23 protein-coding genes and 2 tRNA genes are annotated in these 26,039 nt (G+C 68.5%); 20 read left to right on the top strand and 5 right to left on the bottom strand.

The features are described from left to right. Window positions 1-52 precede the first annotated feature (52 nt). From ABFG95_RS15715 to ABFG95_RS15705, 3 genes are all read left to right on the top strand, one after another. Window positions 53-1,105, top strand: coding sequence for a tetratricopeptide repeat protein (locus ABFG95_RS15715; RefSeq protein ID WP_348994752.1), 1,053 nt, complete (start codon window positions 53-55; stop codon window positions 1,103-1,105). A 176-nt stretch (window positions 1,106-1,281) separates the two neighbouring features. Next, complete coding sequence (locus ABFG95_RS15710) at window positions 1,282-1,926, top strand: DUF1629 domain-containing protein (RefSeq protein ID WP_175146201.1); 645 nt, start codon at window positions 1,282-1,284, stop codon at window positions 1,924-1,926. Between the two features lie 103 nt (window positions 1,927-2,029). Next, a tRNA-Thr gene (locus ABFG95_RS15705) sits at window positions 2,030-2,105 on the top strand. A 36-nt stretch (window positions 2,106-2,141) separates the two neighbouring features. Here the strand turns inward: ABFG95_RS15705 and ABFG95_RS15700 are convergent. Beyond that, window positions 2,142-2,360, bottom strand: a complete 219-nt coding sequence (locus ABFG95_RS15700; protein ID WP_175146200.1) for a hypothetical protein — start codon at window positions 2,358-2,360, stop codon at window positions 2,142-2,144. On the opposite strand from ABFG95_RS15700, the gene ABFG95_RS15695 reads away from it, so the two are divergent. Further along, entirely contained in the window at window positions 2,359-2,799 is a 441-nt protein-coding gene (locus tag ABFG95_RS15695) for a VOC family protein (protein WP_059268892.1), read from the top strand. The two genes, ABFG95_RS15700 and ABFG95_RS15695, sit on opposite strands and share 2 nt — an antisense overlap. Before the next feature lie 5 nt (window positions 2,800-2,804). Beyond that, complete coding sequence (locus tag ABFG95_RS15690) at window positions 2,805-3,437, top strand: LysE family translocator (RefSeq protein ID WP_238908790.1); 633 nt, start codon at window positions 2,805-2,807, stop codon at window positions 3,435-3,437. Window positions 3,438-3,567: 130 nt separating this feature from the next. On the opposite strand, the gene ABFG95_RS15685 is transcribed toward ABFG95_RS15690, so the two are convergent. Beyond that, a complete protein-coding gene (locus ABFG95_RS15685; protein ID WP_049070542.1) occupies window positions 3,568-4,956 on the bottom strand; it encodes a gluconate:H+ symporter in 1,389 nt (462 codons plus the stop codon). Window positions 4,957-5,109: 153 nt separating this feature from the next. Between ABFG95_RS15685 and ABFG95_RS15680 the strand changes: the two genes are divergently transcribed. The 5 genes from ABFG95_RS15680 (at window position 5,110) to ABFG95_RS15660 (ending at window position 8,610) form a co-directional block, all read left to right on the top strand. After that, window positions 5,110-5,185: transfer RNA gene (locus ABFG95_RS15680), tRNA-Asn, on the top strand. A 217-nt stretch (window positions 5,186-5,402) separates the two neighbouring features. Next, the gene (locus ABFG95_RS15675) at window positions 5,403-5,795 is read left to right on the top strand and encodes a hypothetical protein (protein ID WP_348994751.1); all 393 of its coding nucleotides are present in this window, start codon (window positions 5,403-5,405) and stop codon (window positions 5,793-5,795) included. A 72-nt stretch (window positions 5,796-5,867) separates the two neighbouring features. Next, on the top strand, window positions 5,868-6,770 hold the full coding sequence (gene gcvA, locus ABFG95_RS15670; RefSeq protein ID WP_175146198.1) for a transcriptional regulator GcvA: 903 nt from the start codon (window positions 5,868-5,870) through the stop codon (window positions 6,768-6,770). A gap of 108 nt (window positions 6,771-6,878) precedes the next feature. Continuing rightward, window positions 6,879-7,352 (top strand): RidA family protein, encoded by a 474-nt coding sequence (locus ABFG95_RS15665; RefSeq protein ID WP_059268883.1) that lies wholly within the window; start codon window positions 6,879-6,881, stop codon window positions 7,350-7,352. Between the two features lie 49 nt (window positions 7,353-7,401). Then, a complete protein-coding gene (locus tag ABFG95_RS15660; RefSeq protein WP_348994750.1) occupies window positions 7,402-8,610 on the top strand; it encodes an aminotransferase class V-fold PLP-dependent enzyme in 1,209 nt (402 codons plus the stop codon). Between the two features lie 3 nt (window positions 8,611-8,613). Here ABFG95_RS15660 and ABFG95_RS15655 read toward each other — a convergent pair whose 3' ends face one another. Further along, complete coding sequence (locus ABFG95_RS15655; protein WP_049070520.1) at window positions 8,614-9,507, bottom strand: EamA family transporter; 894 nt, start codon at window positions 9,505-9,507, stop codon at window positions 8,614-8,616. 169 nt (window positions 9,508-9,676) lie between these two features. Between ABFG95_RS15655 and ABFG95_RS15650 the strand changes: the two genes are divergently transcribed. From ABFG95_RS15650 to ABFG95_RS15615, 8 genes are all read left to right on the top strand, one after another. Continuing rightward, the gene (locus ABFG95_RS15650; RefSeq protein WP_348994749.1) at window positions 9,677-10,564 is read left to right on the top strand and encodes an AraC family transcriptional regulator; all 888 of its coding nucleotides are present in this window, start codon (window positions 9,677-9,679) and stop codon (window positions 10,562-10,564) included. Between the two features lie 67 nt (window positions 10,565-10,631). Further along, window positions 10,632-12,062: a DUF2868 domain-containing protein gene (locus tag ABFG95_RS15645; RefSeq protein WP_049070518.1), complete on the top strand. Its 1,431-nt coding sequence runs from the start codon at window positions 10,632-10,634 to the stop codon at window positions 12,060-12,062. After that, window positions 12,055-13,443: a GTPase/DUF3482 domain-containing protein gene (locus tag ABFG95_RS15640; protein WP_348994748.1), complete on the top strand. Its 1,389-nt coding sequence runs from the start codon at window positions 12,055-12,057 to the stop codon at window positions 13,441-13,443. The genes ABFG95_RS15645 and ABFG95_RS15640 overlap by 8 nt, the downstream gene beginning before the upstream one ends. Window positions 13,444-13,715: 272 nt before the next feature. After that, entirely contained in the window at window positions 13,716-15,323 is a 1,608-nt protein-coding gene (locus tag ABFG95_RS15635) for an ABC transporter substrate-binding protein (RefSeq protein WP_348994747.1), read from the top strand. A gap of 157 nt (window positions 15,324-15,480) precedes the next feature. Further along, entirely contained in the window at window positions 15,481-16,452 is a 972-nt protein-coding gene (locus ABFG95_RS15630; protein WP_024067408.1) for an ABC transporter permease, read from the top strand. A gap of 12 nt (window positions 16,453-16,464) precedes the next feature. Next, window positions 16,465-17,391 (top strand): ABC transporter permease, encoded by a 927-nt coding sequence (locus ABFG95_RS15625; RefSeq protein WP_054418367.1) that lies wholly within the window; start codon window positions 16,465-16,467, stop codon window positions 17,389-17,391. 7 nt (window positions 17,392-17,398) lie between these two features. Further along, window positions 17,399-19,126, top strand: a complete 1,728-nt coding sequence (locus tag ABFG95_RS15620; protein ID WP_049070514.1) for an ABC transporter ATP-binding protein — start codon at window positions 17,399-17,401, stop codon at window positions 19,124-19,126. Between the two features lie 28 nt (window positions 19,127-19,154). Beyond that, window positions 19,155-20,363: an amidohydrolase family protein gene (locus ABFG95_RS15615; protein ID WP_059268873.1), complete on the top strand. Its 1,209-nt coding sequence runs from the start codon at window positions 19,155-19,157 to the stop codon at window positions 20,361-20,363. Window positions 20,364-20,384: 21 nt separating this feature from the next. On the opposite strand, the gene ABFG95_RS15610 is transcribed toward ABFG95_RS15615, so the two are convergent. Further along, window positions 20,385-21,821: a YdgA family protein gene (locus tag ABFG95_RS15610; RefSeq protein WP_348994746.1), complete on the bottom strand. Its 1,437-nt coding sequence runs from the start codon at window positions 21,819-21,821 to the stop codon at window positions 20,385-20,387. 151 nt (window positions 21,822-21,972) lie between these two features. Beyond that, window positions 21,973-23,445: a YdgA family protein gene (locus ABFG95_RS15605; protein WP_054515606.1), complete on the bottom strand. Its 1,473-nt coding sequence runs from the start codon at window positions 23,443-23,445 to the stop codon at window positions 21,973-21,975. 302 nt (window positions 23,446-23,747) lie between these two features. Here ABFG95_RS15605 and ABFG95_RS15600 point away from each other — a divergent pair, with 302 nt between their 5' ends. Both ABFG95_RS15600 and ABFG95_RS15595 read left to right on the top strand, forming a co-directional pair. Next, on the top strand, window positions 23,748-25,262 hold the full coding sequence (locus ABFG95_RS15600; RefSeq protein WP_059268869.1) for a DEAD/DEAH box helicase: 1,515 nt from the start codon (window positions 23,748-23,750) through the stop codon (window positions 25,260-25,262). A 45-nt stretch (window positions 25,263-25,307) separates the two neighbouring features. After that, entirely contained in the window at window positions 25,308-25,937 is a 630-nt protein-coding gene (locus ABFG95_RS15595; RefSeq protein WP_049070507.1) for a LysE family transporter, read from the top strand. Window positions 25,938-26,039 lie beyond the last annotated feature (102 nt).

Here is a 26,039-nt window from a genome sequence, read left to right as displayed (position 1 = left end):
CGCGACAGGCATTTCCGTCCGTTTTCGATGTCCGCCCTGATCGGAGAGAACGATGAGACACCTCCCGACCGCATGGCTTTGCGTGGCGCTGGCGGGAGGCCTTCCTCCCGCCGTCATGGCGCAGGCCTCCCCGCGGCCGGCGCCCGCCGCCAACGCCGCGGACAGCGCCACGGCGCGGGCCGCGCTCGACGCCGTGACGCACGCGCAATGGGTGGCCATGCACAACGACATGCTGGCCCGGCTGGCCAACGCGGCGCCACTGGCCGACTATCGCGCGCTGGCGGAATCGGGCAATGCCCGGGCCCAGGCGCTGCTTGGTTTCATCTACGCCAGCGAGCACAGCCTCGTGGCCGGCCTGGCGCAAGACCTGCCGCAAGCGGCAGGGTGGTTCCGGCGGGCCGTCGCGCAGGGTGACGTTCCCGCCCATGTCGGACTGGGTCTGCTCTCGCTGCACGGCATGGGCGCGGCGCGCGACGATGCCGAGGCCGCCCGGCTGTTCCGTTACGCCGCCGATCGTGGCAGCAGCGCGGGCCAGGCCAACCTGGGCGATCTCCATATCGAAGGGCGCGGCGTCCCACAGGATCCGGCCGCGGCGGCGAGCCTGTATCGCCTTGCCGCCGAGCAGGGCCACATGAACGCCCAGACCAATCTTGCCGTGCTCTACGCGCGCGGCTGGGGCGTGCGCCAGGACGACGCCGAGGCACTGCGCCTGTACCGGTTGGCGGCAGCGCAGGGCGGTACGCAGGCCTATGTGGGACTGGGCGACCTGTATCGCACCGGGCAGGGCGTGACCCAGGACTACGCCGAGGCGGCGCGGCTATACCGGCAGGCCGCCGACGGCAACGACGATCTCGGCAAACTCTACCTGGGCCACATCTACGCCGCGGGGCTTGGCGTGCCCCGCGACTACGCCGAGGCGGCCCGCTGGTATGAACTATCCGCCCGGCAGGGCAACCCGCAGGCGCTCGGCAACCTGGCCGAGCTGTATCTGCGGGGCTGGGGCGTGCCGCAGGATGCCGCCATGGGGCGCCAGCTGATGCAGGCGGCGGCCGAGCGCGGCCATGGCCCGGCCCGCGACTGGCTCGCGGCCAACCCCGCGCCATAGCCGCCTCGCGGCCGCGGATCCGGGCCGGAGCGGACCCGACGCGGTGGCTTTGAAACCTGTAACGATAGTGCGTATCATTTGCAAATATCGCCGTAATCCGGTCTCATACGCCTGAACCCGGGCCCGCTGTCCGCGCGCAACGCACCGCCCGGCCCGCCAGGAGCCGCCACAGACCCATGCCGTACCTGATCGGAATGCCACCCGCCGGCGGCCCGTCGACGCAATTCGTCCCGCAGATCGACCGCCAATTGCTCGCCAAGCTGTGCCTGTTCGACGGCCTGTCCGAAGAGGATCTGGCACAGGTCCCGCGACAGATCCGCCTCACGCTGCGCGGCGCCAGCCGCGCGCCCGCGATCCTGGGTTGGGAAGACGGGCCGTTCGTGGTCAGCGCGAGGGTGCGCCACCTGATGGAAACGCTGGAGCCCGATACGCATCGCTTCCTGCCGATCGACGTCGAAACCATGCTCCCGGGCCGCAAGAGCCGGCCCTTCCGCACCTACCACCTGCTGCTGTGCCCGCCCCGCGTCGACGCCGTGATCATCGAAAAGACCGAATTCTCCAAGGGCATGGGCCGGGCCGGCTACGAAATCAGCGCCGGCTTCTCGTTCCTCAAGGGCACGCCGCTGGTGCTGGACCAGGCCGCCATCGCGAACCGCTGCTTCTGGCGGCTGCCGCGCCAATTCGGTGTCAGGCCGGCCTCTGCGCACAGCGGCATCAGCGGCTATTTCTGCTCGGACGAATTGTGGCGCGCCCTGCGCGCCGAACGCCTGCACGGCTGGGAAGCCAGGCGGCGCTGCGCCACGGCTACCCGGCAGGCATGACGATCCCGCACCCGTCCTGCATGCGCGCCAGGAGCCGGAAAGAATCTCCTTTTTTCATTACAATGCAGTCCCTGCGCGTGCCCCCCCCCCCCGGGCGCGCCGTGCCGGTGTAGCTCAGTTGGTAGAGCAGCTCACTTGTAATGAGAAGGTCGAGGGTTCGATTCCTTTCACCGGCACCATCAGCATCCCCCGGGATCCTCCCTCAGCGCACAAGGTCAGGCCGAACGTCCCAGTTCGCCAATCACGCGATTGCGTCGCGTGCCGTGCCACCGGTAAATGATCGATTCGATGAAAGTGCGGCCATCCGGCCAGTCCGGCGTGGCTATACTTGTCCCGGTCCCGCGCACAGGGCCGAACGCCGCGGTAACACGATGGGCCATGGCAGCGAGGATCGCTTGCCTGTGAAGCACTTGATTGGGGAAATGCAGATCCATGTTCAGTCACATCACGGTCGGCGTCAGCGATCTGGCCCGCGCCTCGGTTTTCTACGATGCGATCCTCGCACCCCTTGGCCTGCGCCAACGGCAGGTCACACCCGACGGCGGGCCGGCATCGCTCTGCTGGGTGGTTCCCGGCGCCACGCTGCCTCGGTTCTACGCATACGCGCCGTTTGATGGAAAGCCCTGCTCCGCGGGTAACGGCAGCATGGTGGCGTTCCTCGCCCCCGACGAGCAGGCGGTGAGGCACGCGCATGCCCTCGGGCTTGCCGCGGGAGGCGTGGACGAGGGGGCTCCGGGCCCGCGCCCCCACTATGGCAACGGCTACTATGGCGCCTACCTGCGCGACCCCGACGGCAACAAGATCCACCTCGTCTATCGAGGCGATATCGTCCAGGACGCCGAGACGTCAACTACCGGCAGGGTGAATCCCTGATGCCAATGGCGCCCGAACACCTGTACCAGCTGCTGCTGGTTTACGCGACCTATCTGATCGCCACGGCGAGTCCCGGGCCGAGCAACATGGCCATCATGGGCGTGGCAATGAGCCAGGGCCGGGCATCGGCGCTGGCCCTGGCGCTTGGCGTCACGACGGGCAGCCTGTTCTGGGCGGTCCTCGCGGCCACGGGCGTTTCGGCGATCCTGGCGAGCTATGCCGAAGCCCTGTTCATCATCAAGGTCGCCGGCGGCCTGTATCTGCTCTATCTAGCCTGCAAGGCGGCCCGCTCGGCGCTCGCCCCGCGGCGCCCCGCGCCCGAGGCTGGCGGCGCGACCGCGAACGCATGGCAACTCTATCGCCGCGGCGTCCTGTTGCACCTGACCAATCCGAAGGCCGTGCTGGCCTGGATTGCCATCATGTCGCTCGGCCTGCGCGCCGACTCGCCCTCCTATACGTTCCCCGCCATCGTCATGGGTTGCGCCGCGCTCGGCCTTTTCGTGTTCGGTGGATACGCGGTGGTGTTTTCCACGCCGCTGATGGTGCGGGCCTACCAGAGATCACGGCGCTGGATAGAGGGCATTCTGTCTGCGGCCTTCGCCTATGCCGGCATCCGGCTGTTGCTATCGAAGACCTGATTTTCCCGCGCTTGCGCGTTGTCTAATGGAGTTCCGGCGTGCAGCCGACAAAAAAACGGCCATTCGGCCGTTTTTTTGCGTTTCCTTGCACGCAGGCAGCGGCCGCGTTCCGGCCCGCCCGTGCCGCGGCTCACCCCAGCGCCGGCAGCATGTTGAACAACAGCACCATGACCAGGCCGGCCACCGACACGATGGACTGCACCACCGAGATCGTCTTGGTGGCCTCGCCCATGGTCATGCCGAACGATTCCTTCACCATCCAGAAACCGGCGTGATTGGCGTAGTTGAAGAACAGCGAACCGCAGCCGATCGACAGCGCCAGCAGCGGCAGGTTCAGCGAGGGATCGGCGCCGGCCAGCGGCGCCAGCAGGCCGGCGGCGCCGACGATGCCGACGGTGGCCGAGCCGGTGGACACCGACAGCAGCATGGCGATCAGCCAGCCCAGCACCAGCGGCGGAAATGCGAACTGGTGGGTCAGGTGGACGATGGCGTCGCCGACCTTGGCGCTGGTCAGCACCTGCTGGAAGGCGCCGCCGCCGGCGATGATCAGCATGATGCCGGCAATGGGCTTGAGGCTCTTGCCGAGCGCGTCGCGCAGTTTCTCGGCGTCGCCGCCCCGCGCCAGCACCAGCGCCACGGCCGCGAACAGCACGCCCAGCAGCATGGCCACCAACGGATTGCCCAGGAAGGCCGCCACGTGCATCAGGGGCGAGGCCTTGGGCAACAGCATCTCGGCCACCGCGTGCAGCAGCATCAGCAACGCCGGCAGCAGGGCCGCCAGCACGCCCAGGCCGACGCCGGGCACCGAATGGCCGGCATCGGCCGCGCGGACGGCGGTGAATTGCTCAAGCAGCGCTTCGTCCGGGCGGGTCGTCATGCGCGGGGCGATGAAGGCGCCGTACAGCGGGCCGCCCAGGATCATGGCGGGCAGGGCCGCGAGAAAACCGTAGATCATGGTCGGCCCGACCGTGGTCTTCAGGCTCGCGATCGCCGTCAGCGGGCCAGGATGGGGCGGCACCATGCCGTGCATGGCGGCCAGGGCCGAGATCACCGGCACCCCCACGTACACGTAGGCCGAGCCCTTGAAGCGTTCCTGGCCTTCCAGCTTGCGGGCCACGCTGAAGATCAGCGGCAGCATCACCACCAGGCCCACTTCGAAGAACATCGGGATGCCGATGATGAACGCCACCAGCGTCATGGTCCACGGAATCAGGCGAGGCGAGGTGCGGGCCAGGATCGCATTGGCCAGCCGCTCGGTGGTGCCCGAATCCGCCAGGATCTTGCCGAGCATGGCGCCCAGCGCGATCACCACGCCCACCGCGCCCAGAGTCTTGCCCGCGCCGTCGGTCAGGTTCTTGACGATGGCGGTGGGCTCCATGCCGGTGGCGAAACCGACGCCGATGGACACGATCAGCAGCGCCAGCAGCGGATGCATGCGGATGCGCGAGACAATGAGTGCGACCAGCACCAGCACGCTTACCAGGGCGGTAAGCAACAATTGGATGTCGAACGAAGACATGTATGAAATCCGGAAAAAACGTGAGAGGTCGCGAACCTTCTGGTTGCCATGATAAGGGATCGCCCTGACGCCCAACCGTCATAACCCCTGCGGTCATCCGGGCCGTTTTGCATTCCCCGCGAAATTTGTGCATAATTCGCCCCCTCTACCTGTTCCCCGATAGCTCAGTCGGTAGAGCGACGGACTGTTAATCCGCAGGTCGCTGGTTCGAGCCCAGCTCGGGGAGCCAAAGAATGCAGTACTGAAAGGCCCGCAACCTGGTTGCGGGCCTTTTGCATCTGGGGCCGCGCATCAGGGCAGGGTCCCGCGCCCGGGGCTTGCGGCACGCGCGAACTCGGACGCGATCACCCCTTCAAGCGCTGACAAGGGCCCGGATACGCGGCCGAAAGGTTTTACGATTGCGGTTGAATCATCGCCAAAGCCTTGGTCCCAGCCTGGATCCGCGCATGCCCCAACGTACGAAGAACGTCGACTCGACCACCGCCTTTGAACTTGTGTTCGGCCTGTTGCAGGGCATGCCCTGGCTGGTTCGCGATGCCTCGCGGGCGCTGCCGGAAGTCGCGGTAATGAAGGCCCATCAGGCCGATGCGGTCAACGCGATTCTCTGGATCTGCGAAACCGGCGACCTGACCGGCTGGCCGACGCAAACACAACGCGACACCCGGGCCACGGCGTCCTACCTGCTGACGGACCTGGCCTTCAGGCTGCTCGATCCGGCGTCGCCGTTTGCGGCCCGCGCCTGGGAAATCCCCGTTGACCAGCCGCCGCATGTCCAGGCGCTGCAGATCGTGCGGCACGAAATCCTGCGCAGCACGCCGATCACCGCCCAGCCGCGCTGAACCGTTTCCACGCCCGCGCCTGATTTGCGAGAATGGGGGCTCCCCCGGTTTCAGGCCTCCCATACCCGCCTCATGCGTTCCCACCGCTCCCTGCCCGCCCTGGTCTCGCTGCGCGCCTTTGAGGCGGCCGCCCGGCGCCTGAGCTTCAGCCTGGCGGGCGAGGAACTGTTCGTCACGCAAAGCGCCATCAGCCACCATATCCAGCGGCTGGAAACCGAGCTGGGCGTGCCGCTGTTCGAACGCCGGACCCGCGCGGTGGCGCTGACGCCGGCCGGGCAGGCCTATTACGAGCGGGTCCACGCCGCTTTCGAGCTGCTGCGCCAGGGTACGGATGCGATCCGCGCGCCGACCGTCGCGCGACGCACGCTGCGGGTCGGCCTGCTGGCCTCGTTCGCCACCCGCTGGCTGGCGCCGCGCCTGCCGGACTTCGCCGCCACGCATCCGGACATCGACCTGCAGCTGCTGCCGGCGATCGGGCTGGCCGACGTGGCGGCGGGCGAAGTGGACGTGGCCATACGTTATGGCCGCGGCACCTGGCCGGGCCTGCGGGCACGGCGCCTGATGCCGGAACGGCTGTCGGTGGTGTGCGCGCCCGCGCTGGTGGCGGGACGGCGGCGCCCGCGCGTGCCGGCGGACCTGTTGCGCTACCCCTTGCTGGTCTCGCACGCGCAGTTGCCGTTCGAGTGGGATGCCTGGGCCCGCCAGCATGGACTGGACCTGGGCCGGGCCCAGACAGTGCACCTGCACGACTACAACATCGTGGTGGAGGCGGCGCTGGCGGGACAGGGCATTGCCATGGGCCGCCACCGCCTGATCGCCGCGCAACTGGCCAGCGGCGCCCTGGTGGAAGCGCTGCCCGGCACGGCGCTGGACGATCCGCGCATCGGCTGGTGGTTCGTCAGCCCGCGCGGCAAAGCCGATGCCACCGCGCAGGCCTTCCACGCATGGCTGGCGCGGGCCGCGGCCGCCGATTGACGCATTACTTTTGCTCATACGTAGTGCGCAAGAATTGATTGGTCAGGCGCCGCGCGCGCCGATAGCATGGGAATCACTTATTCCCTCGTCCATTTCACAGGTGACCCCATGACCCGTACGATCTCCGGCCGCGTGGCCGAACTCGGCCTTGCGCTGGAAGCGGCGGCCGCGCCCGCCGCCAATTACGTTCCCTTCGTCCAGGAGGGCAACCTGCTGTACATCTCCGGCCAGATTTCACGGACGGGGGGCAAGCCGGCATTCCTGGGCCAGCTGGGCAACCAGGTCTCCGAGGCCGACGGCGTCGCCGCCGCGCGCCTGTCGGCGCTGGGCCTCCTGGCGCAGATCGCCGCCGCCACCGGCGACCGTCTCGACCGCGTGGCACGGGTGGTGCGCTTGGGCGTGTTCGTCGCCAGCACGCCGGATTTCAACCGCCAGAGCGCGGTCGCCAACGGCGCGTCGGACCTGATGGTGGAAGTGTTCGGCGACGCCGGCCGCCACGCGCGCAGCGCGGTCGGCGTGGCCTCGCTGCCGCAGGGCGTGGCGGTGGAAGTGGAAGCGGTCGTCGCCCTCACGCCCGCCTGATGCCCCTCTGGCGCCGGGCCACGCCCGGCGCGCCCTTCCTGGAATCGCCATGACCGCCCCCATCCTGACACCCGCCGCCCTCGACGCGTTGCGCGCCGCCGCGCCCGGCACGCGCACCACCGTCCACTTCAACCATGCCGGCGCGTCGCTGCCGTCCACGGCCACGCTCGAGGCCATTCTGGCCCACCTGCGGCGCGAAGCCGAACAAGGGCCGATGGAAGCGGGTGTCGCCGCGCGCGCGCAGACCGACCAGGCGCGCCAACTGGCCGCGCGCCTGCTCAATGCCCAACCCGACGAAATCGCCCTGACCGGCGGCAACTCGCCCGGTTGGGGCGCGGCGTTCGCGGCGCTCGGGCCTTGGCGTGACGGCGATCGCATCCTGGTGGGCCGCCATGAATGGGGCGGCAATCTCGCTGCCATGCGGCTGGCCACGCAACACACCGGCGCCTCGATCGAGACAATTCCGTCGGACGACAGCGGCTGTGTCGATCCGGCCGCGCTCCAGGCCATGCTGGACGAACGGGTGCGGCTGGTGGCCCTGACCTGGCTGCCCGCCAATGGCGGCCTGATCAACCCGGCCGCCGCCATCGGCCGCGTCACGCGCGCGGCCGGCGTGCCGTATTTCATCGACGCGGCGCAAGCGGTGGGGCAATTGCCGGTGGACGTGGCCGAGGTAGGCTGCGACGTGCTCAGCGGCGCCGGCCGCAAGGCCTTGCGCGGCCCGCGTGGCACCGGCCTGCTGTATGTGCGGCGTGATTTCCTGCCGCGCTTGGCGCCTGCCTTCGTCGACACCTATTCCGCGCCGCTGGGCGCCGATGGCCAGCCGCAACTGCGCGGCGACGCGGCGCGCTTCGAATCGGCCGAAGCCTCGCTGGCGTTGCGCGCCGGCCTGGCCAATGCGTTGCGCGAGGCGCTCGATATCGGGCTGGACGCCATCCGCGCGCGCATCGATACGGTGGCGCAAGCCTTGCGCGCCGGACTGACCGCGATCGACGGCATCGAGGTGCTGGACCAGGGCCGCGAACGCTCCGGCCTGGTGTCGTTCAATCTTGCCGGACTGGAAGCCGGCGCCGTCCAACGCGCCCTGGCGGCGCAAGGCATCACTATCGGCAGCAACGGCGTGCCGTACACGCCGCTCGACATGCAGGCGCGCGGCCTGGCGCAGATCGCGCGCGCCTCGGTCAGCTACCTGACCCGCGACGACGAGATCGAGCGCCTGCTCGATGCCTTGCGCACCCTGGCGCGGCAAGCGCGTTGATCCCTATGCCGCCAACCGCCGCGTGAACGGCGACCACCTGGTGAAGACCAGCAGGTTGCCGAACATCACCAGCCCCAGGCCCAGCAGCGCGGCCGGCGTCCACTGGTAGCCCTCGGCGAAGGTGGACACGCTCAGCGCCACCACCGGAAACAGCACCGTGCAGTAGGCGGCGCGCGCCGGGCCCATGCGCCCGACCAGCGTGAGGTAGGCGGTGAAGCCAATGACCGATCCGGGAATCGCCAGGTAGAGCAGGGCGCCGACATAGGCCGACGAGGTATCGAAGCGGAACGGCACGCCTGCCGCCGCGCAACCGGCCAGCAACACCGCGGCACCGTACAGCATGCTGTAGGCGTTGCCCGTCAGCGGCCGGATGCCGGCGCGCTGCTGCAGCGACGACAGCATGTTGCCGGTGGAAAAACAGAACGTGCCCAGCAACGCGAAGCCCAGCCCGAGCAACGTCTCGTGGCTGGCCTCCTGGCCGGACAGCTCGGGCCAGAACAGCAACACCAGCCCGGAAAAGCCCACCGCGCCAGCGACCATGACGCGCGGCGCGATCCGCGTACCGAACCACAGCCGCGCGTTCAACGCGTTCCACAGCGTGGCGGCGGAAAACACCACCGATACCAGGCCACTGGGAATCCACTGCGTGGCCGTGTAGAAGCAGAGGAAATTCAGGCAGAACAGGCACAGCCCCTGGCCCAGGCATAACAGGTGCCCGCGACGATCCAGGCGCTGCAGTTTGCGGGTCAGCAGCAACGCGGCGAACAGCACCAGGCCGGCCAGCGCGAAACGGTAGAAGATGGACACGGGAATCGCCACGACCCCAAGCTGCAGCTTGATGGCGATCCAGGTGGTGCCCCAGATGATGACGGTCAGGAAATACAGGAAGAGATTCACTTTGGGACGCTCGGCAGGGCCAAAAAGGACATGACATCCAGGACCGCGAAAATCGCGGGCTCCGGCGCCCAGTCTGCGCCTGCCGCGGACGGAAAAATTGCCGGTTCTTGCGGTTTTTCCGCACCTGCGCCTGCCACGCGCGCGGGGATCGCAGTAGCATTTCGGTTCCATGGGCACCACCGCTTCGGCTCCGTCCGACTTCTCCGTTTTTCGCACGCTGTCCGCGTCCAGTGCGACGCTGGCACGGGCCGCTTCGCTGGGCGATGGCATCGCCATTTCGCAGTGGGGCCGTAGCGCCCACGAAACGCTGGGCTATGACACGCCCGGACACCACACGCTGTCGCTTTACCTGCATGGCGGCGAGAAATCATTCCGGATCGGCAATCCGCTGCATGGCGGCGCCGGCAAGTTCTGCGTGCTGCCCGCCGAACACCATTCGCGCTGGTGCATGAACGACACGGTGCATTTCCTGCACCTGTACATCGCGCCCGAACGCCTGGCGCGCGAGGCCGTGCTGCGGCTCGACTGCGAACCGCGTGCGCTGGAACTGCGCGACCGCACCTATATCCATGACGCCTCGCTGACCGATGTCTGCCGGGCCCTGCTGGACACCGACTGGAACGCGCCCGCCGACCGCCTGGCGGCCAGCAGCGCGGCCGAGACGGTGCTGCACCACCTGTTGCGCCAGGGCGTGTCGCGCAAGGCCGCGACGCCCGCGCGCGGCGGCCTGGCGCCGGCGGTGCGGCGTCGGATCATGGACTACATCGACGCGCACCTCGCCGAGCCCCTGACGCTGGACCAGTTGGCCGGCGTGGCGGCGCTGTCCACTTACCACTTCGCCCGCATGTTCCACACCTCGTTCGGCGAGCCGCCGCACGCCTGGGTCCGCGCCCGGCGCCTGGCCCACGCGCGCGGCCTGCTGGCCAGCGGCAGGGGCGATCTGGCCGGCGTCGCGCAGGCGGCCGGCTTCGGCAACGCCAGCCACCTGTCGCGGGTGTTCCGCGACGCCATCGGCGTCACGCCCGGCCAGTACCGCGCCGCCCACCGCCGGCAGTAAGCGCGCGGGCCGCGCGGTCTACAATGGCGCATCGCCCTTCGCGGCCTGATCGCCTGCCCCGCCCGCGATGCCATCGCCGACTTCCCGCGACGTTTCCATCCCCCTCGATGCCGCCGGCCAGACGCCGCTGCGCGCCCATTGGCTGGCCGAACTGGTCCGATTGCGCGAAGCGCACTGGGGACCGCTGGAAGACAGCGGCGTGGTGCGCCAGGTGCGCCAGCTCGACGTCCCCCTGCCGCAACGCATCCTGGCCCGCGCCCAATTGCTGGCGCAACGCGAGCAGTTGACGCCGCTGGTCGACGGCTGGCGCCGCAGCGCCGCCGCCGTGCTGGTCGTGCTGGTGCTGCTGGCCCTGCTGTCGGGCGCTGGCGTGGCCGCCGGCGCCCTGGGCGACGGCAGCCGTCCGGTCAATGTGCTGTGGGCGCTGGGCGCGCTGCTGGGCCTGCACGCCATCACCTTCCTGCTGTGGCTGGCCAGCTTCCTGCTGCGGCCGGCGGCCATGACGCCATTGGGACGGCTCTGGCTCTGGGCGACGCGCAAGCTGGCCCGCGGCCCCGACGGCGCCCTGGTGCCGCAGGCGTTCCTCAACCTGCTCGGCCGCGCCGGCGCGTTGCGCTGGCTGTTCGGTTCGGTCAGCCATGGCCTCTGGCTGGCCGGGCTGGGCGCGGCGCTGGCCACCCTGCTGGCGCTGCTGACCACCGCCAGCTACCGCTTCGTCTGGGCCACCACGCTGCTGGCGCCCGACACCTTTGTCTGGTTGACGCACGCCATGGGCTGGCTGCCGGCGCAACTGGGCTTTCCGCTGCCCGACGCCGCCATGGTGCGGGCCAGCGACGGCAGCCAGGCCCTGGCCGCCGATGCCCAGGTGCAATGGTCGCTATGGTTGATCGGCGTGCTGGTGACCTACGGCATCCTGCCTCGGCTGGCGGCCTGGCTCGCCTGCATGGCCGCCGCCCGGCGCGCGCTGCGCGCCATCGCCATCGATCCCACGCTGGCTGGCCATGCCGCCTTGCGCGACCGGCTCGATCCGCCCGCGCAGTCCACCGGCATCGATCGTCCGGTCGACCCGCTGCATCAGCCCCGCGTGGCCTCATCGGCGCCGCAGGGCCTGGGGGGCCAGCCCGTGCTGCTGGGCCTGGAACTGCCCGCGGACCTGTCCTGGCCGCCGCCCGACCTGCCCGCCTCGGTCCGCATGGCGGGCACGCTGGATACCCGCGAGCAGCGCAATCAGCTGCTCGATGCGCTGTCGCGCGCGGCCGCCTCGCGCCTCGTGATCGCCTGCGACGCGCGCCAGACGCCCGATCGCGGCACGCTGGCGCTGATCGCCGAGCTGGCCGCGCATGCCGCGCTGACCCGGGTTTGGTTGCTGGCGCCGGCCGGCGCGGACACGCGCGAACCGCTCTGGCGCGAGCGGCTGGCGGCCCTGGGAATGGATGCCCAGGCCGTCATTGGCGCCCAAGGCGCCGCGCTGGCGTGGTTGGAGCACGGCCATGACTGAACGCCTCATCAACATTGCGGTGGTGGGCCACACCAACACCGGCAAGACCTCGCTGCTGCGAACGCTGACCCGCGATACCCGTTTCGGCGAGGTCGCCGACCAGCCCGGCACCACCCGCCACGTCGAGGGCGCGCGCCTGCGGCTCGACGGGCGCGCCGTGCTGGAATGGTTCGACACGCCCGGCATGGAAGACAGCATCGCGCTGCTCGAATACCTGGAACGGCTGGAAGCGCCGGGCGAGCGGCTGGACGGGCCGGCCCGGATCCGGCGCTTTCTCGACACGCCCGAAGCGCACGGCCGCTACGAGCAGGAAGCCCGAGTCCTGAAGAAGATGCTGGACTGCGACGCCGCGCTGTACGTGATCGATGCGCGCGATCCGGTGCTGGGCAAGCATCGCGACGAACTCGCCATCCTGGCGGCCTGCGGCCGGCCCTTGCTGCCGGTGCTGAATTTCGTCAATGCGCCAGCGCATCGCGCCGCCGAGTGGCGCGAGGCGCTGGCGCGGCTGGGCCTGCACGCCGCCGTCGAGTTCGATACCGTCGCGCCGCCGCTCGATGGCGAACAACAGCTGTATGCCAAGCTCGGCGTGCTGCTGGACCGCCACGCCGACACCTTGGCGCGCCTGGCCGACAATCTGGCGCGCCAACGCCGCGAGCGCCACGCCGCCGCCTGCGAACTGCTGGCCGACCTGCTGGTCGATGTCGCCGCGCTGCATATCGCCAGCGCCAGCGACGAAGCCGCGCTGGCGGCCGCGGCGCGGCAACTGCGTGAGCAAGTGCGCCAGCGCGAGCAGGCCTGCGTCACCGCGTTGCTGGCGCTGTACAACTTCCGCGCGTCGGATTACGACGATGATGCGTTGCCGCTGCAAGGCGAACGCTGGGGCATGGACCTGTTCCACCCTCAGGCCCTCAAGGACATGGGCGTGCAGGTCGGCATGGGCGCCGCGGCCGGCGCCATGGCCGGCGCGGCGGTGGACCTGCTCAGCGCCGGCCTCAGCCTGGGCACCGGCATGCTGATCGGGGCCGCCGCCGGCGGACTGTGGCAGGGCGTGGAAAAGCTTGGCAAACGCGTTGCCGGCAAACTGCGCGGCTGGCGCGAGATCAGCGTCGACGACGCGGTGCTGCGCCTGTTGGCGCTGCGCCAGCGGCAGCTGATCGACGCACTGGAACGCCGCGGCCACGCCGCCCGCGCGCCGCTGCGGCTCGACCGTCCCGACGACGAGGCGCTGCGCCGCGGCCCCTTGCCCGAGGTCCTGAAGGAAGCGCGCAGCCGGCCCGAATGGTCGGCGCTGGCCAAGGGCCATGAAGACAGCGAACGGCGCAAGCAGATCGTGCGCGAATTGGCGCGGACCCTGGCCGCCGATCCCGCGCCCAGGGCCTGAGGCCGGCCGTCCGATGGCGCGCCAAACCCACCATTCGCAACGCGAAGCAAGCAAGTACTAACCCCAATCCAAACCGATTGACGCTTAAACGAATCGATCTATAAGATTCGTTCTGCATCGGTGCGGTCCATCCCGCCATGACAATCACAAGGGGTTGGATCTACCGTGAACCGCCTTTCGTCGTAAGCAGCAACGCCATGCCCCGGCTCCCCGTGGGGCCAGGGCCCTATCACTTCTGTCGCGCTATCCGCGCATTACGGAGCATGAGGGCTATGCGTACTTTCCCCCACCTGAAACAAGCGGCGCTGGCGGCTGCGCTGACTGCCTCATTGGCATTCAGCGCCGGCGCGGCCGCCAAGACCTTCCATTGGTCATACCAGGGCGACGCCACGTCGATGGACCCGATGGCGCTGAACGAAACCTTCACGCTGGGCTTCCAGGGCAACATCTACGAAACGCTGGCCGGCTATGACGGCAACCTGAAACTGACGCCGCTGCTGGCCGAGAGCTGGGAAAACCCGGAGCCCACCAAATGGGTCTTCAAGCTGCGCAAGGGCGTGAAGTTCCACGACGGCTCGCCGTTCACCGCCGATGACGTGATCTTCTCCTGGAAGCGCAGCCTGACGCCGGGCTCCGACATGAAGGGCTACGGCGCCAAGGCCTCCGACATCAAGAAGATCGACGACTACACCATCGAGGTCACCACCCCCACGCCCAACCCGATCCTGCCGCGCGAATGGGTGTTCCTCTACATCATGAGCAAGTCGTGGTCGGAAAAGAACAAGACCACCGAAGCCACCAACGTCAAGGGCGACAACCAGGGCAACTACGCCAACCTCAACGCCAACGGCACCGGCCCCTTCATGCTGGTGTCGCGCCAGCCGGACGTAAAGACCGTGCTCAAGCGCTACGACGGCTACTGGAACAAGAACATCAAGACCAACGTCGATGAGGTCATCTTCCAGCCGATCACGCAGGAAGCCACGCGCGTGGCCGCGCTGATCTCCGGCGAGATGGACCTGGTGCAGCCGGTGCCGGTGCAGGACTGGAAGCGCCTGGAAGACGCCAAGGGCGTCAAGCCGCTGACCGCGCCCGAGGCCCGCGCCATCTTCATCGGCATGGACCAGGACCGCGACGAACTGCTGTTCTCGGACGTGAAGGGCAAGAACCCCTTCAAGGACCCGAAGGTGCGCGAAGCGGTGGTGCTGGCCGTGGACACCAAGGCCATCAATGAAAAGATCATGCGCAACGCCGCCAAGCCGCTGGGTTCGCTGATCGCCACCGCCATCAACGGCTACGACGAATCGTTCGGCGCGCCCTACAAACCGGACCCGGAACGCGCCAAGAAGCTGCTGGCCGAGGCCGGCTACCCGAAGGGCTTCACCGTCACCATGGACTGCCCCAACGACCGCTACGTCAATGACGAAAAGGTCTGCCAGGCGGTGGCCGGCATGCTGGCGCGCGTCGGCATCAAGATCAACCTGCTGGCGCAGACCAAGTCCAAGTACTTCGGCAAGATCCTGCTGCAGGCCGGCAACCAGACCAGCATGTACATGCTCGGATGGACGCCCAGCTCGACGGACGCGCACAACACGCTGCTGAACCTGGCCGCGTGCCGCGACGCCAAGACGGCGGCGGGCCAGTTCAACCTGGGCGGCTACTGCAACAAGAAGGTCGATGACCTCACCGCCAAGATCGGCGTCGAGACCGACCAGGCCAAGCGCAACGCGATGATCAAGGAAGCCTTCGGCATCGTGCGCAGCGACTTCGGCTACCTGCCGCTGCACCAGCAGCCGATGTCGTGGGGCGTGAAGGACAACATCAAGGTCATCCAGCGCGCCGACGACGTGCTCGACCTGCGCGACGTGGTCCTGCCGTAGTCCCCGGGCGCCGCGCCACGCCGCAGGGCGTGCACGGCGCCGTGTTTGATGCGACCCCCGCGACGGCGCCAGCCGTCCGGGCGCGCCCGGCCCAGCCCCGCTTGCCGCGACCGGCAACGCGCGGCCCGGCGTTATCCGACCAAGAGGGCATCCAACCATGCTTTCCTTTATTGCGCAGCGGCTGATCCAGTCGGTGCTGGTGATGTTGACGGTGGCGCTGATCGCGTTCTCCATGTTCCGGTATGTCGGCGACCCGATCGCCAGCATGGTGGGGCAGGACACCACGCCCGAACAGCGCGAACAGCTGCGTGAACAGTTGGGCCTGAACGATCCCTTCGTGGTGCAGTACGCGCATTTCGTCGCCAACGCGGTGCGCGGCGACTTCGGCATTTCCTACCGCCACCGCCGGCCGGTCAGCGAACTGCTCGAAGAACGCCTGCCGGCCACGCTGGAGCTGTCGTTCGTCTCCGCCGTGATGGCGCTGGCGCTCGGCATCCCCATGGGCATCTACACCGCGCTCAAGCGCCACGGCGTGCTGTCCAAGACCTTCATGGCGATCTCGCTGGCCGGCATCTCGCTGCCCACCTTCCTCATCGGCATCCTGCTGATCCTGTTCTTCGGCGTGCAGTTGCGATGGCTGCCCAGCTTCGGGCGCGGCGACGTGGTCGGGCTGGGCTGGTGGACCACGGGCTTTCTGACCAAATCCGGCCTGCTGGCGCTGATCATGCCGGCCATCACGCTGGCGCTGTTCCAGATGACCCTGATCATGCGGCTGGTGCGCGCCGAGATGCTGGAAGTGCTGCGCGCCGACTTCATCAAGTTCGCGCGCGCCCGCGGCCTGCCGGAGCGGCTGATCAATTTCCGCCATGCGCTCAAGAACACCATGGTGCCGGTCATTACCATCACCGGCCTGCAACTGGGCTCCATCATCGCCTTCGCCATCATCACCGAGACGGTGTTCCAGTGGCCCGGCATGGGCCTGCTGTTCATCCAGGCCATCAGCATGGTGGACATCCCGGTGATGGCCGCCTACCTGGTGCTGATCGCCTTCATGTTCGTCGTCATCAACCTGGTGGTCGATCTGCTGTATTTCGCCGTCGACCCGCGCCTGCGCGTGCAGAGCAAATAAGGGAACCGCCTCATGAACGCCCGCATCGCTCCCTTCTTCGCGCGCGCCGCCGACAGCGACCTCTGGCACAGCTTCAAGCGCTCGCCCGGCGCCATCATCGCCGCCGTGGTCACATTGGCCATCCTGCTGGGCGCGCTGTTCGCGCCGGTGATCGCGCCGCACAACCCCTTCGACCTGGCTTCCCTGAACATCATGGACGCCAACACCCCGCCAGCGTGGCAGGAGGGCGGCAGCCCCGACTTCCTGCTCGGCACCGATGACCAGGGCCGCGACATCCTCTCGGCCGTGCTGTATGGCTCGCGCGTGTCGCTGCTGGTAGGCTTCGCCTCGGTGCTGTTCTCGATGGTGCTGGGCGTCACGCTGGGTCTCATCAGCGGCTACGCCGGCGGCCGCGTCGACAGTTTCATCATGCGCATCGCCGACGTTCAGCTATCGTTCCCCGCCATCCTGGTGGCGCTGCTGATCGACGGCGTGGCGCGCGGCCTGCTGCCGCGCGACATGCACGACCAGCTGGCCCTGTACGTGCTGATCTTCGCCATCGGCATCTCGGGCTGGGTCCAGTATGCCCGCACCGTGCGCGGCTCGACGCTGGTGGAACGCAACAAGGAATACGTGCAGGCGGCAAGGCTGATCGGCATCGGCCCGGTCACCATCCTGCGCCGCCACATCCTGCCCAACGTCATGGGACCGGTGCTGGTGATCGCCACCATCCACCTGGCGATCGCCATCATCACCGAAGCCACGCTGTCGTTCCTGGGCGTGGGCGTGCCGCCCACCGCGCCGTCGCTGGGCACGCTGATCCGCATCGGCAACAGCTATCTGTTCTCGGGCATGTGGTGGATCTCGATCTTCCCCGGCATCGCGCTGGTCGCGCTGGTGCTGTCGGTCAACCTGCTGGGCGACTGGCTGCGCGACGCGCTCAACCCCAAGCTGCGCTGAGGATGCCATGGCCCTGTTGAACATCGAAGACATCCGCATTGAATTCCCAAGCCGCCGCGGCACGCTGGTGGCGGTGGACGGCGTGTCGCTGTCGCTGGAGAAAGGCGAGATCCTGGGCGTGGTTGGCGAGTCCGGCGCCGGCAAGTCGACCATCGGCAACGCCGTGATCGGCCTGCTCGAAGCGCCCGGCCGCCTGGCCGGCGGCGCGGTGCTGCTCGACGGCGAACGCATCGACACCCTTACCCCGGCGCAGAAGCGCAAGGTGCGCGGACGCCGCATCGGCATGATCTTCCAGGATCCGCTGACCTCGCTCGACCCGCTGCAGACCGTGGAAAGCCAGCTGGTCGAAACCATGCTGGTGCACCTGGACCTGACGCACGACCAGGCCAGGCAGCGCGCGGTGCAATTGCTGGCGCAGGTCGGCATCGACCAGCCCGAGCTGCGCGTTCAACAGTATCCGCACCAGTTCTCGGGCGGCATGCGGCAGCGCGTGGTGATCGCGCTGGCGCTGTGCTGCGAACCCGAGGTCATCATTGCCGACGAACCCACCACCGCGCTCGACGTGTCGATCCAGGCGCAGATCCTGGAGCTGCTGAAAAAGCTCTGCCGCCAGGAACAGGTCGGCATGATCATCATCACCCACGACATGGGCGTGATCGCGGACGTCACCGACCGGGTGGCGGTGCTGTACCACGGCAAGCTGGTCGAGCAGGGCCCCACCGCCAAGATCCTGGGCGATCCCGATCATCCCTACACCCGCAGCCTGATCTCGGCCGTGCCGCGCCCGGACATCAAGCTCAAGCGCTTTCCGCTGGTCACCTACATCGAGGACGTCAAGACGCCGGCCCAGCCGCTCGACCTGGCCACGCACTGGCTCGGCCAGCGGCGCGACTTCGGCGCACGCGGCGAAGGCCCGCTGGTGCAGGTCCGGGACCTGAGCATGCGCTTCGTGCTCAAGAGCGCCTTGTTCAAGCGCAACCAGCGCACGCTGGATGCCGTCAAGCGCGTCAACTTCTCGATCGGCGAAGGCGAGGTATTCGGCCTGGTGGGCGAATCCGGCTCGGGCAAGTCGACCGTGGCGCGGCTGATCTCGGGCCTGTACACGCCCAGCGGCGGTTCGGTCACGTTCGGCGGCACCGACCTGACCGCGCTCAAGGGCGAAAAGCAGCTCAACCCGTTCCGGCGCCAGATCCAGATGATCTTCCAGGATCCGTTCTCGTCGCTCAATCCGCGCATGCGCGTGCTGGACATCGTGGCCGAGCCGATCCGCTTCCACAAGCTGGCGGCCAGCGAGGCCGAGACGCGCCGCGTGGTGGCGGACCTGCTCGACGTGGTCGGGCTGGGCGAGCGCGCCGCCGAGCGCTTCCCGCACGAGTTTTCCGGCGGCCAGCGCCAGCGCATCTGCATCGCGCGGGCGCTGGCCACGCGGCCGCGTTTTCTGATCTGCGACGAACCGACCTCGGCGCTGGACGTGTCGATCCAGGCGCAGATCCTGAACCTGCTCAAGGACCTGCAGGAACAGCTGGGCCTGACGATGCTGTTCATCAGCCACGACCTGCCCGTGATCCGCCAGATGTGCGACCGCGTCGGCGTGATGCGCTACGGCGAACTGCTGGAGGTGGCGGACACCGAGGCGCTGTTCGAGCATCCGCAACATCCCTACAGCCAGCACCTGCTGGGGCTGATGCCCCGCTTGCAATCCATGTCCCGCGAGGGACTGGAGGTGGAAGGCTGAGCCCCACCCACACGACAAGGAGCGAGACATGAGTGCGTTGCCACAGACCCTGTTCATCGGCGGCAAGGTGTTCGACGGACATGGCGCAATGCTGCCGGGCCATGGCGTGCTGGTCGAGGGCAAGCAGGTCACGCGGGTGGCGCCGGCCGCCGAATTCAACGGCTTCGCCGGGCGGCGCATCGACACCACGGGCATGACGCTGATGCCCGGCATGGCCGACTGCCACGTGCACCTGGTCTACACCGGCGGCGCCGACCCGCAGACACAGATGTCGAAACAAGGCCCGGCCCAGATTACGCTGACCGCGCTGGAGAACGCGCAGGCCGCGCTGCGCGGCGGCTTCACGGCGCTGCGCGATTGCGGCGGCAAGGACTACCTGGAGTTCGGCGTGCGCGACGCCATCGCGCGCGGCGTGTTCCCGGGCCCGACCATCAAGGCCTCGGGCCGCATCATCTGCATGACGGGGGGCCACGGCAACCGCATCGGCCGTGTCGCCGACGGCTGCGAAGAGGTGGTCAAGGCCGTGCGCGAGCAGGTCCACGCCGGTTGCGACCTGGTCAAGATCATGGCCACCGGCGGCGTCATGACGCCGGGCGTGAGCCCGATGGATGCGCACTACAGCTTCGACGAAATGAAGGCGGGCGTGCACGAAGCCAAGCGCTTTCGCAAGAGCACCGCCAGCCATGCGCAAGGCACGCAGGGCATCCTGAACGCGGTGCGCGCCGGCATCGACTCGATCGAGCACGGCATCTTCATGGACGAACAGTGCCTGGAGGAAATGCTGGCGGCCGAAACCTACCTGGTGCCGACCATCGCGGCCGTGCGCAACATCGTCGCCAACGCCGACAACGGCATTCCCGCCTATGCCGTGGAAAAGGCGCGCGCGGTGGAGCAGCGCCATCGCGAATCGATCCAGATGTACTACAAGGCGGGAGGGCGCATCGCGCTGGGCACGGATGCCGGCACGCCGTTCAACCTGCATGGCGAGAACGCGATGGAGTTGGCCTACATGGTGGAATTCGGCATGACGCCGGTCGACGCCCTGATTGCCGCCACCTCGCGCGGCCATGACCTGATGGGCATGGCCGGTCACGGCGTGGTGGAGGCGGGCGCCGTGGCGGACCTGCTGCTGGTGCGCGGCGACCCCACCGAGGACATCATGCGGGCCGCCGACAAGCGCTTCCATGTGGCGGTGCTACGCAATGGCGAAGTCATGGCCGGCGCGTTGCCGGCCTGAACGGCAACGCGCGCCGGCGCCTTACTTCACGCCACGCGCCATCAGCCAGCTCAGGAAACTCTCGACCGGCATGCGTTCGCCATTGAGGTCCACCTGGCCGCCCTCATAGTTCAGGCTCGCGACCAGCTTGCCGTCCTCCAGGCGCCCCCACTGGCCGCGCAGGAAGCGATCGCGCATCTCGTCGGCCCGCCGGCCAGCCGCCTCGCGCGCGGCGGCCTCGGGCATGCCCTCGGCCTGCATCCGCACCGCGATCAGGTCGGCCAGGCTGACGACCGGCACCGACATCCGCGCATCGAGCTTGCGCACGGTTTCCTTGACGACCGCGCCGGGCGAGTGGTTCCACAGCGTGGGCGCGCTCAGGTCGAGATCCAGCCGCAGGGTCGCGGAACCGTTGGCGGTATCCACCTGCAGCGGCGACAGCGAAAAGCCCGGCTGGGCCAGCAGGAACTTCATCAGGTGGCCCACGCCCACCATCTTGTCGCCCAGGCTGGCGTTCCCTCGGGTCGCCTCCACCGACGCCTGGAATGCGCGGAACGACACGATGTCGAAGTTGCGCGCCTCGGCGGCCAGGCGCAGGTTGGCCGCCTGGCCAGCCCGCGTGTCGATGCCCGCGACCTGCACGGCCAGCTTGGCGTTCATCGCGCTCTCGGCGCCCCTGGCGTCGGCGGTCACGGCGACATCGCGCAGCGTGACCGGTTCGCCGTCGATCTCGATGGTCCATTGCTTGAGGTTCGCGCGGGTAGCCGCAGTCCCCGCCTCATCGGCGGCGCGGCTCGCGTCGTACCTGATCGCCAGATCGCGCATGGCCAGGCGGCGCGTATGGCGCTGACCGTCCTCGGTGTAGGGTTCGAACAGGTCGGCGCGGTCGGCGCGGATGTCCACCGCGGCGTGCCTGCCGCCGGCGGCCACGTCGGCCTCGAGCGTCAGGCCCGAAAAGCTGAAGCGCGACTCGTCGCGCGCGCGCTCGACCGGCGCCAGTTCCAGCGTGGCGCGGATGTCGCGGCCATAGCCCGCCACGGCCTCGGCGGTCATGGGCACGGCGCCCCCGGCTGCCATGAACCAGGTTTCGACCGACGGCGTCTGCGCCAGGTCGGCGCGGGCCGCCACCATCGCCGGGAACAGCTGTCCGCGCGCCAGGCGATACAGGGGGAAGGGGCCGTGGTCCAGGCGCACCACCACCTCGAAATCGCGCCCTGCCGCGCCGGGGCCGTCCTTGGGCGACGGCGTCGCCTTCAGGCGGTAGCGCCCCCGCGACGTGAAGACGCCGCGTTCGTACGACAGCTGCTCGAACGACAGCGTTTCGCCCAGCTTCGCGCCGATCAGCCGCGCCTGTTCGGCGGCGCTTTCGGCCAACTGCGCCATGCCGGTCTCCAGCTGCCTGCCGGTGTACCAGGCCGTCCCCGTCCAGATAACGCCCAACGCCAGCGCGGTGCAACCCGCCGCTACCCATTTCCGCATGATGTCCGTCCCGCCCCCGCATCCGTGCGGCCCCCCATGGGCCGGCTCCGCAAGCATACGCCGCGCATGAAAAACGGGCTGCCACGCCCGATGGCGCCGCAGCCCGCATTGGGCGCCGGCATCATGCCGGCGCCAGGGTGTCGTCCGCGCCTCAGCGCATGCCGCCCATCGCGCCGCTCATGACCATCATCACGAACTGCTGCAGCGGCATCTTCTTGCCATTGAAGTCGACCTGGCCGTCGGCGTAGTTCAGGTAGGAAACGATGTTGTCGTTTTCCGCCTTGGCCACGCCCATCGCCACCGCCATGGTGCCGACCATTTCGGCCTGGCCCTTGGCGGTCTGGGCCGCGCGGTCGGCCGGCACGCCACGCATCTGCGGCTCGATCGCCATCAGGTCGGCCAGATTGGCCTTGGACAGCACCAGCTTGGCGTTGAGCTTGCGGATGGCTTCCATGGCCACATCGCTGGCCGGCTTGTCGGTCGAGGCCGGCTTGGCCAGGTCCACGTCCAGGTTGAAGGTCGAGGTGCCGTTGGCGGTGCGCACCTGCAGCGGCGACACCGACAGGCTGGGATTGCCGGCCAGCAGCAGTTCGACGTTGGTCTTCAGGATCTGCTGCTCTTCGGGCGTGAACTCGGGCTTGGCTTCGTCGTCGCCGCTTTGCATCATGCGGCGCGAGGACGCCTCATAGACGTCATTCAGCGCCTTGAGCGCCTTGGGGTCCATGTTCTTCATGCCGATGGCCAGCTGCAGGCCCGCCATGTCCTTTTCCCGGACATTGATCATGCCGAAATCCAGCACCATCTTGGCGTTCACGCCGGTGTCGGCCTCGGCCAGGTCCACGGCGATGCTGGTGTCCTTGAACAGCACCGGCGGCTGGGTCTTGGACGTGATGGTCCATTCCTTGAAGACCAGCTTCTGGCTGCCCATGGCCATATCGCTCTTGCCCGGCGTCAGGTCGCTGTTGAGCGTGATGCCCTTGACCGCCATGCCGACGATATCGCTCTCGCCGGCCGGACCGTCCAGCGCCAGGCTGTCGCTCTTGAGCGCCAGGACGCCATGCTTGGTGTTGGTGTCGAAGTCGACATCGCCGGTCATGCCGGAGAAGGTCAGCTTGGTCTGGTTGCTGGAGGCTTCGGCCGGCGCCAGATTGAAGCTGCCGGTGACCTGCTTGCCGTAGCTGACGCTATAGGCGCCGGACAGCGGCGTGGCGCCCTTGGTGGCCGTGAACCAGCCCTTGATCGCCGGGGTTTCCTCGATCTGGAAGCGGCTCGCGACCATGGCCGGAGCCAGCTTGCCCGAGGCCAGGTTCGAGAACGGGAAGGGGCCGTGCGACAGGTGTTCGACGAACTGCAGCTCGCGCTCCTCCGCCGGCTTGCCATCCTTGGCGGGCAGGGTGAACTTGACGCGATAGCGCTCGGTCGACGAGAACACGCCGCGCTCGAACGACATCAGTTCGATCACGGGCGTCACGCCCCACTTTTCACCGAATTTGCGCAGTTCGACGTTGCCGTCTTCGATCGACTGCTTGACGAACGCCTCGGCCTTCTGGCCGGTGTACCAGGCCGTGCCGGTCCAGATTGCGCCCAGTGCAACGACCAGACCCGCTATTGCCGCCTTTTTCATAGCAACCCTTGATTCTTTTGGTGGAGGTAAGCCGACGGATTATAGGGAGGGCAGCCTAGGGATTACACTAATTTCGTGCGATTGTTATGCAAATTGTTACCCTGCAATACCATGCCCGGCGGCCCATGCGTGCCGCAGCGCCGCATCGGCTACAATCGCTTCGCGTGCTTTGCCAATCCGCACGCGTCCGCTAGGCACTTCGCCGCCAAGCTTCGCCCTCAGGGGCGCTTCCCTTTTCTCCTTATTCGTCCGCCTGGATTGGAGTCTCTCAACTTGAGCGACGGGCTGCCGCTGGAGTTGTTTTGACTACCTCTTCCTCTTTCGCCGACCTCGGGCTGGCCGATTCCCTGTTGCGCGCCATTGCCGATACCGGCTACACCGCGCCCACCCCCATCCAGGCCCAGGCGATTCCGCAGGTCCTCAAGGGCGGCGACCTGCTGGCCGCCGCCCAGACCGGCACCGGCAAGACCGCCGGCTTCACGCTGCCCATCCTTCATCTGCTGATGCAGCGCAAGCCGGAAGCCCGCAAGGCCGGCCGCCCGCGCTGCCTGATCCTGACGCCGACGCGCGAACTGACCGCGCAGGTGGCCGAATCGGTGCAGACCTACGGCAAGCACACCTCGCTGACGTCCATGGTGATGTTCGGCGGCGTCAACATCAACCCCCAGATCTCCGCCCTGCGCAAGCCGCTGGACATCCTGGTGGCCACTCCCGGCCGCCTGCTGGACCACTGCGGCCAGAAGACGGTCGACCTGTCCGGCGTCGAGATCCTGGTGCTGGACGAAGCCGACCGCATGCTGGACATGGGCTTCATCCGCGACATCCGCAAGATCCTGGCCCTGCTGCCCAAGCAGCGCCAGAACCTGCTGTTCTCGGCCACCTTCTCGGATGAGATCCGTTCGCTGGCGCGCGGCGTGCTGAACAACCCGGGCGAAGTCTCGGTCACCCCGCGCAACACCGCCACCGAACTGGTCACCCAGACGGTGCACCTGGTCGAACAGCACCACAAGCGCGACCTCATCAGCCACATCATCCGCGAAAGCGGCTGGCACCAGGTGCTGGTGTTCACGCGCACCAAGCACGGCGCCAACCGCCTGGCCGAAAAGCTGGTCAAGGACGGCCTGACCGCCGCCGCGATCCACGGCAACAAGAGCCAGTCGGCCCGCACCCGCGCGCTGGCCGGCTTCAAGGACGGCACCGTGACGGTGCTGGTGGCCACCGACATCGCCGCCCGCGGCCTGGACATCGACCAGTTGCCCCAGGTGGTGAACTTCGAACTGCCCAACGTGCCGGAAGACTACGTGCACCGCATCGGCCGCACCGGCCGCGCCGGCGCCACCGGCGCCGCGGTCTCGCTGGTGGACAACAGCGAAATCAAGCTGCTCAAGGACATCGAGCGCCTGATCAAGAAGACCATCGAGCGCAAGCCGGTGGCCGACTGGACCCCGCCCGCCACCAGCGCCGCCGCCTTCGAACGCCAGGAACGCGACGAAGACTCGCGCCAGCCGCGTGGCGGCGGCGGCCGTAACGGCGGCCGCGGCGGCAACGCCGGCGCGCCCCGTTCGCGCCCGGCCAACGCCGCGCCGCGCAACGCCAACGGCGGCCGCGCCCCGGCGCCGGCCCGTGCCGGCGGCGACAACCGCGGCGGCCAGGGCCAGCGCGACGGCAAGCCGTCCGACCGTCCGGCCCACGCCGGCCGGGGCGACGCCCGCCCGCAGCAGAACCACCGCCGCCCCGAAGGCAGCGCCCGTCCCGCCGGCAGCGGCAACGGCGGCCGCCCGGCCGGCGGCCCGCGCGCGGCGCTGCTCTCCAAGTAATATCAGCGGCATTTCTGTTACTGCGACCCACGGACCCGCGCCATCATGCCTCTTTCCACCTGGTTGACGTTCTTCCTGGCCTCCTGGGCCATTTCGTTCTCGCCTGGCGCGGGGGCCATCTCCGCGATGTCCTCCGGACTGAAGTACGGCTTTGCCCGCGGCTACTGGAACACGGCCGGCCTGATCCTGGGCATCCTGTTCCAGTTCGTGGTGGTCGCGGTCGGCCTGGGCGCGGTGCTGGCCACCTCCGAGATGGCCTTCAACGTGGTCAAGTACCTCGGCGTCGCCTACCTGATCTACCTGGGCGTGCGCCAGATCCGCACCGACGCCGCGCCGGTCGCGGTCGATGCCGGCGATCCCAAGCAGGCCTCGATCCGCGAGCTGGTGATGCGCGGCTTCCTGATCAACACCATGAACCCCAAGGGCACGGTGTTCCTGCTGGCCGTGGTGCCGCAGTTCGTCGACACCGCCTTGCCGCTGACGCCGCAGTACGCGGCGCTGGCCGGCACGCTGGCGTTCACCGACCTGGTGGCGATGGGCGTGTACACGCTGCTGGCGGCGCGCGTGCTGCGCCTGCTGCGCGATGCCAAGCACATCCGCTGGATGAACCGCACCTTCGGTTCGCTGTTCATCCTGGCCGGCGTGTTCCTGGCGTCGTTCCGCCGCCATTCCTGAATTTCCACGCGCGGGGCATGCGCCGGCAACGGCGCGTGCCCCGCTTGTTTCGATGCACGATACCGGACCGCGCCGGGCCCAGGCCGCGGCGTCAGGTTGAAT

This window comes from Achromobacter sp. HNDS-1 (assembly GCF_040084795.1).
GTDB classification, from domain to species: domain Bacteria; phylum Pseudomonadota; class Gammaproteobacteria; order Burkholderiales; family Burkholderiaceae_B; genus Achromobacter; species Achromobacter ruhlandii.
Note: the sequence above shows the minus strand (reverse complement) of the source record. Positions and strands in the feature narration are given on the sequence as shown.

Excerpts from the sequence above, each read along its gene's own strand:
- ABFG95_RS15715 (WP_348994752.1), top strand. The coding sequence starts at position 53 with ATGAGACACCTCCCGACCGCATGGCTTTGCGTGGCGCTGGCGGGAGGC.
- ABFG95_RS15710 (WP_175146201.1), top strand. The coding sequence starts at position 1,282 with ATGCCGTACCTGATCGGAATGCCACCCGCCGGCGGCCCGTCGACGCAA.
- ABFG95_RS15695 (WP_059268892.1), top strand. The coding sequence starts at position 2,359 with ATGTTCAGTCACATCACGGTCGGCGTCAGCGATCTGGCCCGCGCCTCG.
- ABFG95_RS15700 (WP_175146200.1), bottom strand. The coding sequence starts at position 2,360 with ATGGATCTGCATTTCCCCAATCAAGTGCTTCACAGGCAAGCGATCCTC.
- ABFG95_RS15690 (WP_238908790.1), top strand. The coding sequence starts at position 2,805 with ATGGCGCCCGAACACCTGTACCAGCTGCTGCTGGTTTACGCGACCTAT.
- ABFG95_RS15685 (WP_049070542.1), bottom strand. The coding sequence starts at position 4,956 with ATGTCTTCGTTCGACATCCAATTGTTGCTTACCGCCCTGGTAAGCGTG.
- ABFG95_RS15675 (WP_348994751.1), top strand. The coding sequence starts at position 5,403 with ATGCCCCAACGTACGAAGAACGTCGACTCGACCACCGCCTTTGAACTT.
- gcvA (WP_175146198.1), top strand. The coding sequence starts at position 5,868 with ATGCGTTCCCACCGCTCCCTGCCCGCCCTGGTCTCGCTGCGCGCCTTT.
- ABFG95_RS15665 (WP_059268883.1), top strand. The coding sequence starts at position 6,879 with ATGACCCGTACGATCTCCGGCCGCGTGGCCGAACTCGGCCTTGCGCTG.
- ABFG95_RS15660 (WP_348994750.1), top strand. The coding sequence starts at position 7,402 with ATGACCGCCCCCATCCTGACACCCGCCGCCCTCGACGCGTTGCGCGCC.
- ABFG95_RS15650 (WP_348994749.1), top strand. The coding sequence starts at position 9,677 with ATGGGCACCACCGCTTCGGCTCCGTCCGACTTCTCCGTTTTTCGCACG.
- ABFG95_RS15645 (WP_049070518.1), top strand. The coding sequence starts at position 10,632 with ATGCCATCGCCGACTTCCCGCGACGTTTCCATCCCCCTCGATGCCGCC.
- ABFG95_RS15640 (WP_348994748.1), top strand. The coding sequence starts at position 12,055 with ATGACTGAACGCCTCATCAACATTGCGGTGGTGGGCCACACCAACACC.
- ABFG95_RS15635 (WP_348994747.1), top strand. The coding sequence starts at position 13,716 with ATGCGTACTTTCCCCCACCTGAAACAAGCGGCGCTGGCGGCTGCGCTG.
- ABFG95_RS15630 (WP_024067408.1), top strand. The coding sequence starts at position 15,481 with ATGCTTTCCTTTATTGCGCAGCGGCTGATCCAGTCGGTGCTGGTGATG.
- ABFG95_RS15625 (WP_054418367.1), top strand. The coding sequence starts at position 16,465 with ATGAACGCCCGCATCGCTCCCTTCTTCGCGCGCGCCGCCGACAGCGAC.
- ABFG95_RS15620 (WP_049070514.1), top strand. The coding sequence starts at position 17,399 with ATGGCCCTGTTGAACATCGAAGACATCCGCATTGAATTCCCAAGCCGC.
- ABFG95_RS15615 (WP_059268873.1), top strand. The coding sequence starts at position 19,155 with ATGAGTGCGTTGCCACAGACCCTGTTCATCGGCGGCAAGGTGTTCGAC.
- ABFG95_RS15610 (WP_348994746.1), bottom strand. The coding sequence starts at position 21,821 with ATGCGGAAATGGGTAGCGGCGGGTTGCACCGCGCTGGCGTTGGGCGTT.
- ABFG95_RS15605 (WP_054515606.1), bottom strand. The coding sequence starts at position 23,445 with ATGAAAAAGGCGGCAATAGCGGGTCTGGTCGTTGCACTGGGCGCAATC.
- ABFG95_RS15595 (WP_049070507.1), top strand. The coding sequence starts at position 25,308 with ATGCCTCTTTCCACCTGGTTGACGTTCTTCCTGGCCTCCTGGGCCATT.